Annotated in this window: 10 protein-coding genes; 6 read left to right on the top strand and 4 right to left on the bottom strand. The window is 59.1% G+C overall.

Features of this window, described 5'->3' with window-relative positions; all coding sequences use genetic code 11:
• The first annotated feature begins 121 nt into the window (after window positions 1-121).
• Window positions 122-409: an antibiotic biosynthesis monooxygenase family protein gene (locus HMPREF3055_RS07460; RefSeq protein WP_005508125.1), complete on the top strand. Its 288-nt coding sequence runs from the start codon at window positions 122-124 to the stop codon at window positions 407-409.
• Window positions 410-1,090: 681 nt separating this feature from the next.
• Here the strand turns inward: HMPREF3055_RS07460 and HMPREF3055_RS07455 are convergent.
• On the bottom strand, window positions 1,091-1,507 hold the full coding sequence (locus HMPREF3055_RS07455) for an MmcQ/YjbR family DNA-binding protein (RefSeq protein ID WP_070738759.1): 417 nt from the start codon (window positions 1,505-1,507) through the stop codon (window positions 1,091-1,093).
• A gap of 93 nt (window positions 1,508-1,600) precedes the next feature.
• Between HMPREF3055_RS07455 and ettA the strand changes: the two genes are divergently transcribed.
• Together ettA and HMPREF3055_RS07445 are read left to right on the top strand one after the other, a co-directional pair.
• Complete coding sequence (ettA, locus tag HMPREF3055_RS07450; RefSeq protein ID WP_005505699.1) at window positions 1,601-3,280, top strand: energy-dependent translational throttle protein EttA; 1,680 nt, start codon at window positions 1,601-1,603, stop codon at window positions 3,278-3,280.
• Between the two features lie 290 nt (window positions 3,281-3,570).
• A complete protein-coding gene (locus HMPREF3055_RS07445; RefSeq protein ID WP_141747357.1) occupies window positions 3,571-4,146 on the top strand; it encodes an HdeD family acid-resistance protein in 576 nt (191 codons plus the stop codon).
• 134 nt (window positions 4,147-4,280) lie between these two features.
• On the opposite strand, the gene HMPREF3055_RS07440 is transcribed toward HMPREF3055_RS07445, so the two are convergent.
• Window positions 4,281-5,189, bottom strand: a complete 909-nt coding sequence (locus HMPREF3055_RS07440) for an acyl-CoA thioesterase (protein ID WP_049342090.1) — start codon at window positions 5,187-5,189, stop codon at window positions 4,281-4,283.
• 219 nt (window positions 5,190-5,408) lie between these two features.
• On the opposite strand from HMPREF3055_RS07440, the gene HMPREF3055_RS07435 reads away from it, so the two are divergent.
• Together HMPREF3055_RS07435 and HMPREF3055_RS07430 are read left to right on the top strand one after the other, a co-directional pair.
• Window positions 5,409-6,266 (top strand): DUF8185 domain-containing protein, encoded by an 858-nt coding sequence (locus HMPREF3055_RS07435; RefSeq protein WP_070738757.1) that lies wholly within the window; start codon window positions 5,409-5,411, stop codon window positions 6,264-6,266.
• Window positions 6,267-6,543: 277 nt separating this feature from the next.
• Window positions 6,544-7,149 carry a phosphatase domain-containing protein gene (locus HMPREF3055_RS07430; RefSeq protein ID WP_005505706.1) on the top strand — a complete coding sequence of 202 codons (606 nt, stop codon included), beginning with the start codon at window positions 6,544-6,546 and terminating at the stop codon, window positions 7,147-7,149.
• A 143-nt stretch (window positions 7,150-7,292) separates the two neighbouring features.
• Here the strand turns inward: HMPREF3055_RS07430 and HMPREF3055_RS07425 are convergent, their stop codons facing one another.
• Both HMPREF3055_RS07425 and pepN read right to left on the bottom strand, forming a co-directional pair.
• Complete coding sequence (locus HMPREF3055_RS07425; protein WP_246826921.1) at window positions 7,293-8,450, bottom strand: SGNH/GDSL hydrolase family protein; 1,158 nt, start codon at window positions 8,448-8,450, stop codon at window positions 7,293-7,295.
• A gap of 275 nt (window positions 8,451-8,725) precedes the next feature.
• Window positions 8,726-11,275 (bottom strand): aminopeptidase N, encoded by a 2,550-nt coding sequence (gene pepN / locus HMPREF3055_RS07420; RefSeq protein ID WP_070738753.1) that lies wholly within the window; start codon window positions 11,273-11,275, stop codon window positions 8,726-8,728.
• 373 nt (window positions 11,276-11,648) lie between these two features.
• Between pepN and HMPREF3055_RS07415 the strand changes: the two genes are divergently transcribed.
• On the top strand, window positions 11,649-12,140 hold the full coding sequence (locus tag HMPREF3055_RS07415) for a ribose-5-phosphate isomerase (protein ID WP_005505713.1): 492 nt from the start codon (window positions 11,649-11,651) through the stop codon (window positions 12,138-12,140).
• The last annotated feature ends 75 nt before the right edge of the window (window positions 12,141-12,215 follow it).

Raw genomic sequence — 12,215 nt, 5'->3', positions numbered from 1 at the left:
TTGTGCCCGTGAACCGTTATTCTGAGGTTAACCTCGCTAAGAACATAGCTCATCTATAGCTGATGCGAGGTTGTAGCACGCTTTCATCGTTGAAAGCACGTACTCAACAGAAGGAGGACACATGTCCGTTGTTAAGGTTCACCGTCTTGCTGTCGTTGGCGACAATCGTGCTGAGCTGGAGAAGCGCTTTGCCGCTGCCCGCCACATCGCTGACTCTTTCCCCGGCTTTGAGGGTTTTGAGCTGTGGCGCCCCCTGGATGAGGGTGGCGACTATTTTGTGGTGACCCGCTGGGTTGATGAGGCAAGCCATGATGCGTACGCGGCGGCTCGTCGTGAGCGTGACCCGAATACCGTTGTTTCTCACGCTGATGGCACCATGAGCTTCGAGAAGGTGGAGTTCGGCGAGTAACCTGTCACTCTGGGGAATTAATAGGTAAAACCCATCGGTAATCGCTCTGAGTAGGGGTTTATCTCATTTTTATCTCAAATAGTGAGGGGCCGCACTAACTTTTCTGTATATTGCTTTAAGTGGGTATTAGCCCATGTGGAGGTGATATAAGGAGGGTTTAGCGCGGCCCCTCCTTGATTTTTCGGGGCTTAAAATCCGCAGGTATTTCGCTGTGATTGGATATGTGGGTTCGGCGCTATAAAACACCTGAAATACGCTCAATAGGAACCGGTGGAATACATCAACCCGAAAGTGACACCGTGATGCAAAAAGGCTATTATTATTCCCGAGAGCACACATTCGTCCGTGCCGGTAGTTCGGGCGAAGACAGCGATCCCCTCTCAGCTACATCGCATGACGTAGCTGAGTCACTCAAGGGAAATATTCAGTGCACCCATGTGAGCGCCTCCTCTGCATAGGAAGGTCTGGCAAGGGCGCCGACTCAACTATCACGTATTCACACAAGTGGTGCATGGTACGGAACCCCGCAATATATGGGATGGAGCTTGGTGGTTCGAGCGTTCATCGTGGTTGATGACCCTCCCAATCGCGGATAGGAATGTGCTTTGCAAAGCGGGTGAGCAAGCCGGTGGTCCGGACCGGTGCTCGCCCGCTCCGCTGTTTAAAAGATTCCTTCAGGCCCTAATGCTTTTCGGGCACTGGGCGCTCGCGGAACTCGATGGGTCGCTTCGCCTTGGGTAGCGAGTACATGACGCGCAGGTACGCATCCTCCACCAGCTCCTCCAGAACCCGCTCGGTTATGCCTTCGCCGGCGCCTACGGAAATCCAGTGTCGCTTATTCATGTGCCATGCCGGAATGATACTCGGGTAGATGCGCCGCAGCACCTCGGATTCTTCCGGGTCGGTTTTGAGGTTCACGATGGGGTGGCCGATGCCCTCCGTGTACATGGCGAAGATTTTGCCGCCCACCCGGTACACCGTGTGTTCGGGGCCGAACGGCTGATCACGCGTCGCCAGCGGCATGGCGAGCGCGAGGCGGTGCAGGGTCTGCTCCAGGTTCTCGGGTCGCAGAACTTTGGGGGAGGGGTTTGTGCTCATAGCTTCGAGTCTAGTGCCCCGCACGGTACCCCGCCTAGCACGCAACCTAAAACTCTCGTACTGCCCGGCAAATCCACGCTAAAATAGGTAACTATGGCTGAATTTATTTATCAGATGATCAAGGCCCGCAAGACTGTGGGCGACAAGGTCATCCTTAACGACGTGACGATGTCGTTCTTCCCCGGCGCCAAGATCGGTATGGTTGGTCCGAACGGCGCGGGTAAGTCGACCATCCTGAAGATCATGGCTGGCCTCGACCAGCCCTCCAACGGTGAGGCGCGCCTGACCGCAGGCTACAGTGTGGGCATCCTCATGCAGGAGCCGCCGCTGAATGAAGAGAAGACCGTTCTGGGCAACGTTGAAGAAGGCGTGGGCGAAATCAAGTCCAAGCTGGACCGCTTCAACGAAATCTCCGCCCTCATGGCTGAGCCCGACGCTGACTTCGACGCCCTCATGGAAGAAATGGGTCAGCTGCAGGAAGCTATCGACGCCGCTAACGCATGGGACCTCGACTCCCAGCTGGAGCAGGCGATGGAGGCGCTACGCTGCCCGCCCGCTGACATGCCCGTCACCCACCTCTCCGGTGGTGAGCGCCGCCGCGTGGCACTGTGCAAGCTGCTGCTGCAGAAGCCCGACCTGCTGCTGCTCGACGAGCCCACCAACCACCTGGACGCAGAGTCCGTGCTCTGGCTGGAGCAGCACCTGCAGTCCTACGAGGGTGCCGTCATCGCGATTACCCACGACCGTTACTTCCTCGACCACGTGGCAGAATGGATCGCCGAGGTTGACCGCGGTAACCTGTACCCCTACGAGGGTAACTACTCCACCTACCTGGAGAAGAAGCGCGCCCGCCTCGAAGTTCAGGGCAAGAAGGACGCTAAGCTCGCTAAGCGCCTGAGCGAGGAACTGGACTGGGTCCGCTCCAACGCTAAGGGCCGCCAGGCTAAGTCGAAGGCTCGTCTGGCACGCTACGAGGAGATGGCTGCGGAGGCTGAGAAGACCCGCAAGCTTGACTTCGAAGAGATTCAGATTCCTCCGGGACCCCGCCTGGGTAACGTCGTTATTGAGGCTGAGAACCTGCAGAAGGGCTTCGACGGCCGTTCCCTGATTAACGGTCTGTCCTTCTCCCTGCCCCGTAACGGCATTGTGGGTGTGATTGGTCCGAACGGTGTGGGTAAGTCCACCCTGTTCAAGACCATCGTTGGCCTGGAGCCCCTCGACGGCGGCGAGCTGAAGGTCGGCGAGACCGTGAAGATCTCGTACGTTGACCAGAACCGCGCGAACATCGACCCGGAGAAGAGCCTCTGGGAGGTCGTCTCTGACGGTCTGGACTACATCCAGGTCGGCAACGTTGAAATGCCTTCGCGTGCGTACGTTTCCGCGTTCGGCTTCAAGGGCCCGGACCAGCAGAAGAAGGCGGGTGTGCTCTCCGGTGGTGAGCGCAACCGCCTGAACCTGGCGCTGACCCTCAAGCAGGGTGGTAACCTGCTGCTGCTCGATGAGCCCACTAACGACCTGGACGTTGAGACCCTCGCATCCCTGGAAAATGCGCTGCTGGAATTCCCCGGCTGCGCCGTGGTCGTCTCTCACGACCGTTGGTTCCTGGACCGCGTGGCAACCCATATCCTGGCGTGGGAGGGCACCGACGAGAACCCGGATCAGTGGTACTGGTTCGAGGGTAACTTCGAGTCCTACGAGAAGAACAAGATTGAGCGCCTCGGCCCCGAGGCCGCCAAGCCGCACCGCGTGGTGCACCGCAAGCTGACCCGATAGGGTTTAGTTCGGTAGCGAGCCCCGCCTCCTGCGCTGTTGAAGCGTGGGGAGGCGGGGCTTTGCTGTGCCCGCTAGATGCCATATGCGCTGGATGCCGTACGCGCTGTGTGTACTGGATGCTGCGCGCGTTGGCTGCTGTATGTGCTGGCGAGGGGAGGGTCGCGTGTTCGCCGGTAGAAATAGTTCGCTCAGTGGCGACCGATATATCGTGGCGGACTTCATATTTACGGTTTATAATGGGTATGTGCGTAAGTACAACTGACACATGTGATTACGAAGAGAAGAGCATTATGCTTTCAAAATATAACTGGATGTCCTTGGTTACCGGTCTGTTGCTGATTGCAGCGGCAATCTACATGTTCGCCAATCCCGCTATTCCGCTGGTAGTTCTGGGTTATGTGTTCTCCATTTCGGTGTGGCTTGGTGGCGTGTTTGAACTGGTACGTTACTTCGGCACGCCAAAGCAGGCACGTACCGGCTGGGACCTGGTTGACGGCATCTTGACCGTGGTGGCTGGCCTGATTCTGCTGACTGCCTCGGTGGGTGCACAGGCAACCTTCATCCCGACCATTGTGGGTACGTGGATGATTATGTGGGCGCTGATTCGTCTGATGACTGCCCAGGGCATGAAATACCTGAGCTACGCCGCCGGACGCCACCTGCAGCTCTCTGCTATTGGTACCCTTATTCTGGGCTTGCTCGTGGTGCTGTTCCCGATAATCTACGGCGTGGCGGCAGTATGGATGGCAGCACTGGGTCTTCTGGTGACCGGTCTGGTATTCGTGGGTGACTTCTTTGTTTCCCGCCGCACCAAGAGCACCGTGCACATTTCCCCGGACGGTGTGATTGACGGCGAAGCTAAATAAGAGCTTCCAAACGGCTTCTAGACCGTACACTAGAACATAAGAAAGACCGTGTGAGACAACCACCTCACACGGTCTTTCTGTATGCTCTGCCAGGTTCGCCTGACGCCTTCCGGTAGTCCTAGCGGTGCTCTGCTTTATCGATATTCCGGCAGGCGGAACATCATTTCCTGCGCCACGGTCGCCACCAGCTCACCGGAACGATTGAAAATCGAACCCTGCGCGAGCATCCTGCCGCCCTGCGCGCTCGGGGAATCCAGCACGTACAGCAGCCACTCGTCGGCGCGCGCCGGGCGGTGGAACCACATCGCGTGATCCAGCGAGGCGCTCTTGAGGCCCGGTTCCAGCCAGAACTTGCCGTGACGACGCAGAGCAGGCTCCAGCGGCAGGTAATCCGAAGCGTAGGCGATAGCGGCGCGGTGCTCCGCCTCCGACGCCTCAGAACCATCAGCATGCACCAGGCGGTCAAAGGTCTTGAACCACACGCAGGCACGCGGCTGTGTCGAGGAGGCATCCGGCTGAGTGTACAGGGGCGCATCCACGTGGCGCATATCAATCGGACGTTCCCACGCTACCGCCTGTGCAATGGGGTGGGGGAGCTGGCCCAGATAATCGCTGACCTTCGGAAGGGACTCGGGGTCCGGAACCTCCGGCATGGTGACCGCGGTGTGCTCCGGGCCGCGGCTATCCGCCTGGAAAGACATAATTGCAGAGAACATGGGCGCCTCATCCTGGAACACCTGCACGCGGCGGGTCGAGAAGGAACGGCTATCGTTCAGGCGCTGAGTGGCGAAGAACAGTTCACGCTCAATATCGCCGGGACGCAGAAAATAGGCGTGAATCGAGTGGATGTCCTTGCCCTCCACCGTGCGGTCGGCGGCAATAATCGACTGGGCAAGAACCTGACCACCGAAAGTACGCGGCTGCTCGCGGGTGAGCGTCACGCCGGTAGACACTTCATCACTACCGAAGGAAGCGGGCGCCGCCTCCACGGGGGAGAGGTCCAGCATCCGCATGAGGTTTTGGGTCACAGTGGGCTTGGTCATGGTTTTATTCTCGCACGTTTTCAATGAACCGGTTTCTGGCGTAGAGTGGGAGAGCATACTCTGAGACAACCACGACAGGTTGATTCGGAACATTGACTAGGAACAACGGCCCGGATTATCGATCTGGATGAACAATCCGGAACGTTCCCCTAACACACCATCGCACGATATCACCCACCAACTTGCCACCGAGCAGGCTACCGCCGAAAAGGAGCAGAAATGACTACGCCGTCTGACACCACCCCTGACACCGCACAGGACAACGCTCCCGACCAGAACAGCGCACCGAACGCGGCTGCATCTATTGAGCTCAAGTACAACCCCCACGAAGGTGTGGAGGAGCCCTACCTGATTCTGCCCGGCGGCGCCCAGGGTGCCGCAGTGGTCAAGGACCTTGCCACCTACATTTCTCGCGCCCTGGCGGTGAACCCGGACGCCGCCATCCGCCTGACAGCACGCGGCCGCGTGGTGGCGGTATTCGCCTGCTCCCTGGAGCCGGAGGACGCCTCCTCAGACACCCCGGTCATCATGGGTCTGCGCGCCCTGCACCTGTTGGCTGACTCCACCCTGGACATGACCGTACAGGCGCAGGCGCTGCTGGACCGCCTGGCGCGTCTGCAGAAGCAGGCAGAAGAACAGGTCAACGAAGAGAACCCGCAGCTGGTGCTGTTCATGCCGCCGGTGACCGTCAACGCCAGCTGGGCTGGCAAGTCAGCCCCGCTCAGCGGCTGGTACGAGGTTGGTACCGTCCCGGTTGAAGAGTTCCACCGCGCCACCGCAGAAGGCCTGGAGGCGGTAGAACGCGCCCTGCCCGAGAACCCCGGCGCTGCTGTGCTTTCTACGGTGCGCTCGCGTATTTGGTCCTCCGATATGGTGCTGGAGTACCTACCTGAGTTCGATACCGTGCTTGTGCCGACCGGCGCGGCATTCGCCCTGCGCGTGTTTGGTTTCATCCCGGAAGGCTTCACGGGCGATCTGCCGCTGTTCGCTGCGCATGTTGGTTCGGAGGAGTGGCTGCGCATTGTGGCGCCCGCCGGTATGGTGCTGGTGCGCCGCGGTTCCGGTTCGCTACTCTAACCCCCCCTCTCTAGGCTTTGCTAGATCTTTCTCAGCTGGCGGTACGGGTTCTGACCTGCGCCGCCAGCTATTTTTGCGTCTCATGACATCATCGGGGGATTTGTAATAATGACTTTCGATAAGGCATTACTTTACGAAAATAGGGTATTCTAGAAAAACTACGCCCTTTCACCGGGGCGTCTTTGACACACCGATTACCAGCCACACCGCACGGGAACTCTTCCGCCGCGCCCTCACCAGGCGCATTCTTCCCGTACGGATCGAAAGTGAGACCTATATGGATCTGATTGCAGTCGACATTGACGGTACCCTTGCCAGCAACCGAGATCAGATGGATAAGTACCTGACCGGTTTCTTCGCAAGCAACCGCCGATTCTTCAAGGCCATCCGCAACGCCACGGTCAATATTGAAGTTGCCGACCGTGTTCGCGAAATCGCGGCAGAAACCGGCGCAGAGGTCGTAGTAATTACCGGCCGAGACGGCACCTACATGAAGGAACTGAACCAGTTCATCGCCCGCGCAGGTCTGGAACCCAAGCACGTGTTCGCTAAGCCCGGCAACGACGGCTCCAACAGCCCCGCATGGAAGGACTCCGTCATTGAGTCCCTGATTGCTGACGGCAACCGCATTATCCACGCTTTTGAAGACACCGACCACGAGGTGTACCTGCGCCGCGGCATTCCCGTCACCTGGGTCGCCCCGATTCGCGACTACATTGGCGAATGGCACTACGAGTCGATCGACATTGACCCGGTCGCCTGGGCTGCCGAGCAGCGTGAGAAGGAAGCCGCTCGTGAGCGTCAGAAGCGTCGCCTTGCGGAGGGCGTGCTCGCACACCAGAAGGCCGAGGCGAAGGAACGCCAGGCAAACGTCGCGGCATAAAACCCGCACACTAACTTGAGAGCTGCGGTGGGTAACCCACTCAAACGAATGAGGCGCCGGAAGGATTCAATCCTCCCGGCGCCTCATTCTAATGCTATATGCGTTGATCGAAGCTGATGTACTCGGCTGATTACACAGTTAGTTTACGCGGTGCCGAGCAGTTCACGCAGACGAGTCGCAAAGGGGCCCGCCAGCTTATGGTGCGCCTTCTCCTTCAGATGCACGCCATCAGCCATGTCACCCTCAGCCAGGTAGAGGCTCTGCCAGCCCGAGGTGTCCATGAACAGCACGCCGGTCTCGCGGGCACCCTGCCTTGCCACCTCGTTTGCCACGTGACGCTTATGCGCCACCTGCTTATCCGGTGCAGACGCCTCATCCATAGACACCACACCACCGAACACAATCTTCGACGACGGGTACATACGTCGCAGCTGCTCAATGACCTGAGTCTGGTGAGCGTTCACGTGCTCGCGAGCCTTCGTCTCATCCTCGTGAATGTAAATGTCATTGCCGGAGGCATCCAGGTAAATCACGCCGGGGTTACCGCTCGGCAGAGCCCAACGGCCACCCATCACACCCTGATAGTAGGAAGGGCACACACCCTCGCGGGCGGTCACAAAACCGATGCCGCCGCAACGGAACAGGTACGGGACGAAACCTGCCTGCTTCAGACCCAAACCAACCCAGGAGGTTGCGGTCACCTGCGAGTCACCAATCACTAGGGCGTCCTTAGGGCCAAGAACATTGGTGTTACGCGGCAGACCGTTCGCCTTATCCCAGTAGAGTTCAGCCTTCTCAAACTTGGTGTACAGAACGCCGTTCTTGGATTGCCAGCTCACCGGCAGACCCTCCCAACCGGCAAAGTCGCTGTACCCGCGCTGCTTCCACCAGTGCTCGTAGACACCAGATTCCACCGCGACCGGACCGTACTTGGGGGTGTACATGACCACGCCACCCTTGAACTGCTGAACCAGCATGTCGGCGGCATCAGCGGAGGTGGAGAACGGCGCCTGAATCTCACCGGTTGCCTGTGCGCCCTCCTTGCCGAAGGCGTTCTGCGCGGTGCGTTCCATCTTCTGAGCCGGGGTGGTCGGTTCCGGAGTCGGCTCGGGGGAGGGGGACTCGCTGGGGCTTTCCTGGGCCGACTGGGTAGGCTCGGCGCCCGTAGCAGCGGTAGCGGCGGTGCTACCGGGTGCGGTGAAGCCTCCTGCGGAGTACATGCCAAAGGAACCGGCGGCAACCACAGCAAGGATTGTGCCGGTCAGAGAAACTTTCGCGATAGGAGACTTGATAGAAGGCATGCACAACAGTATACGATAGGCGCAACCCCAAGTAGAGAGCTTTTGAGGGATATTCAAATGAAAATAACAAAAAATATGCACCGCAGTGACAAGAATTAGACTCGGTGCGCAAACCGGTGTGCAACTTGGGGCACAACTCAAAATAGAACCGGCATAAACCCCCATATAGAAACGTCCCCTCCCACCCCGAATCGGGGTAGAAGGGGACGAATAAAAACCTATGAGCAAAAACCCATGAGAGCAGGTGGCGAACCCGCCTCAGCTCACAAGCATTGTTAAATGTCAGCCGCCTGAACCTTCAGCGCACGAGCCACGCCGTCGCGTGCCTCCGCAATCTGACGGTACAGAGCCGCAGCATCCTCAGGCAGAGATGCCAGGTACGCCTCGGTACGCTCCAGCAGCTCAGCGGTCGGCTCGCTCGGGTACATGCCACCAATAATCTGCATGGAAATCTCGTGCGAACGCGAACGCCAAATACCCTCAATCTGCTCGAAGTACGGCTCATCGTACTGGGCAATCAGCTCGGGCTTGCCGGACTTGAAACCGGAAATAGCGTAACGCTGAATCATGTTCGACAGCTCGCCGGTCACCATGATCTTGTTCCAGTACTCAGCCTTAGCCTCCGCGGTCGGAATCGACGCGTATGCCTGAGCGGCGTACTGCTGACCGTTTGCGGTGTTGTCGTTCTCCAGCTCCGCAGCAATCTGCTCGGCGGAGAAACGGCCACCGGTAGCCAGGCGGCACACCAGGTTCCAACGCAGGTCAGCGTCAATGTCCAGTCCCTCAAGGGTCAGCTCACCCTCGAAGAGGCGCTGCACGTTGTCGTACTGCTCCTCGGTGCGGGTCTGGTTGATGAACGCCTGCAGCAGCTGCAGCTGAGCATCCGAGTCGGGCTCTGCAACGCATGCCAGCTCCCACAGACGGTCAGCGGCACGGTGGCGGGTCTCCTCGCGAGCTTCAGGAGCTACGAAGGAGTGCAGAGTAGCGGACAGGTTGTTGATCTGGGTGCGCAGAGCGGTGGAGTTGGTCTCCTTACCGATGTTGTTCAGCACCAGGTCAACGTACTTACGTGCCGGCATCTGAGCGTCACGCACGGTATCCCAGAGCGAACCCCAGACCACGCCGCGAGCCACGGACGAATCAATGTCGCCCAGGTGCTTGATAGCGGTCTCGATGGAACGCTCGTCCAGGCGAATCTTGGCGTACGCCAGGTCCTCATCGTTCAGCAGCAGCAGGTCGGGACGCTTCTTGCCGAGAGCCTCCTCAACCACGGTCAGCTCGCCGTCAATGTCCAGCTCGATGCGGTCGGTGCGGGTCAGCTTGCCGTCCACCAGGTTGTAGAAACCAATTACGGCACGGTGCGGGCGCAGGGTCTCGAAGCCCTCAGCGTAGGACTGGCGGATACCCAGGTTCGAAATGTTGCCCGTCTCATCATTCTCAACCTCAACGGCGAGAGTATTCACGCCAGCGGTCTCAAGCCACTTAGCGCTCCACGCACGCACGTCACGGCCGGAGGTGCGCTCCAGCTCAACCAGCAGGTCGTCCAGAACGGTGTTGCCCCAGCTGTGCTTATCGAAGTACACCTTCAGAGCAGCCATGAAGTTCTCCTGGCCAACCCACGCCACCATCTGACGCAGCACCGAAGCGCCCTTCGCATAGGTGATGCCGTCGAAGTTCACCTGAACGTCGGCAAGGTCACGGATCTCAGCCACAATCGGGTGAGTCGAAGACAGCTGATCCTGACGGTACGCCCAGGTCTTCTCCGATGCGGCGAAGGTAGCCCACGCCTCCTTCGCGTAGCGGGTGTTCTCCGCAGCAGCCAGGGTCGACATGAACTCAGCGAAGGACTCGTTCAGCCACAGGTCGTTCCACCACTTCATGGTGACCAGGTCACCGAACCACATGTGAGCCAGCTCGTGCAGAACGGTGATAGCGCGGCGCTCACGCAGAGCCTCCGCAACCTTGGAACGGAAGACGTAGGTCTCCAGGTAGGTCACGCAGCCAGCGTTCTCCATCGCACCGGCGTTGAACTCGGGCACGAACAGCTGATCGTACTTCTCGAACGGGTACGGGGTCTTGAACTGCTCCTCGTAGAACTCGAAGCCCTGACGGGTCAGCTCAAACATGTCCTCAGCATCAACGAACGGCATGAGGGACTTACGGGCGTACACGCCCAGCGGAATCACGCGACCCTCAGAGTTGGTCAGCTCGCTGGTCACCTTCTCGTAGGGGCCAGCCACAATCGCGGTAATGTACGAAGACATGCGCGGGGTCGGCTTGAAGAACCAAGTCTTCGCACGGCCGCAACCGCACTCCTTCTCCTCAACCTTCACCTCGGGCTGGTTAGACACAACCACCCAGTGCGAGGGAACGCGCACAATAAACTCGAATTCAGCCTTCAGGTCGGGCTGCTCAAAGACGGGGAACACGCGGCGGGAGTCCGGCACCTCAAACTGGGAGTACAGGTACACTTCGCCGTCGGCGGGGTCCACGAAACGGTGCAGACCCTCACCGGTGTTGGTGTAGAACATCTCTGCGTCAATGACCAGGGTGTTCTCAGTAGCAAGGTTCGGCAGCTGGATGCGCTCGCCGTCCGCCAGGTCGGTGCTCAGCTCTTCGCCGTTGAGGTTAATGGACTTGACCGAGGAAGTGATGGCGTCAATGAAGGTGGAGGCACCTTCCTGAGCGTCGAAGCGGATTTCAACCTTCGAGGAGAAGACGTCTTTGTCCTTCGGCAGGTCGAGTTCAATACGGTACGAGTGCACGCGCTTAATAATGGATGCGCGTTCGGTTGCCTCATTGCGGGTTAGGTTCAGGCCGGGCATACAGCTCCCTCTCCTTAGATGTGAATAGCGTGCCGTGTTGACACGCCCTGTCATGGTGCGCTGGTTCCCGAGGTGCGCGGCTCCTGCGACGCTGCATACGTAGCGCTGGAGGCGTTCAAGCTTGGGCGCGGCGAATCGGGACACCAAAAAGTGCCATACCCCACAGTCTACCGTATAGGTGGGGGTTTAGAAGGTTCCGCATTACCCGAACCCGCGCGAATTCGATACAGTTAAGACAGAAAAAACCCAAACGGGGAAGCGTATCCCACCTGATGGATGCGCGGCGCACTCTAGCAACGGCGCTCAGAACTGAGACCCGGCGCCTCCCACGAACGCACAAACGCACGTCACACCAAATCACCAGGAGAGTACCATGCGCGTACACATCGCAACCGACCACGCTGGCCTCGAACTGAGCCACTACCTGATCGAGTCCCTCACCGCTGCGGGCTACGAAATGATTGACCACGGCCCCGCCGACTACGACCCGCTGGACGACTACCCTTCGTTCTGCATTAACGCAGCCCTTGGCGTGAAGCGTGACCGCGAGGCTGGTCTGGACTCCCTGGGTATTGTGCTGGGCGGTAGCGGCAACGGCGAGCAGATGGCTGCGAACAAGGTTGATGGTATCCGTGCGGCTCTGGCATGGAACCACGACACCGCGGCACTGGCTCGTGAGCACAACAACGCACAGGTTGTAGCTGTGGGCGGCCGCCAGCACAGCAAGGAAGAAGCACTGGAAATCATCAAGGTCTTCCTGGCTACCCCCTGGACCAACGAGGAGCGTCACGCACGCCGTATCGGTCAGCTGGCTGAGTACGAGCAGACCGGCGACATTGCCGGCAAGCAGATTGACGCTGCCTAAGCTCTAAAAATATGAGGCGCATAGTGCAGGCTATGCGCCTCAGTCGTCTCTGCACCCCATATAATCCACGCTATT

The sequence above is a fragment of the Rothia sp. HMSC061C12 genome, assembly GCF_001815755.1.
In the GTDB taxonomy this organism is placed as follows: domain Bacteria; phylum Actinomycetota; class Actinomycetes; order Actinomycetales; family Micrococcaceae; genus Rothia; species Rothia mucilaginosa.
This window is presented reverse-complemented; position numbering and strand designations above follow the sequence as displayed.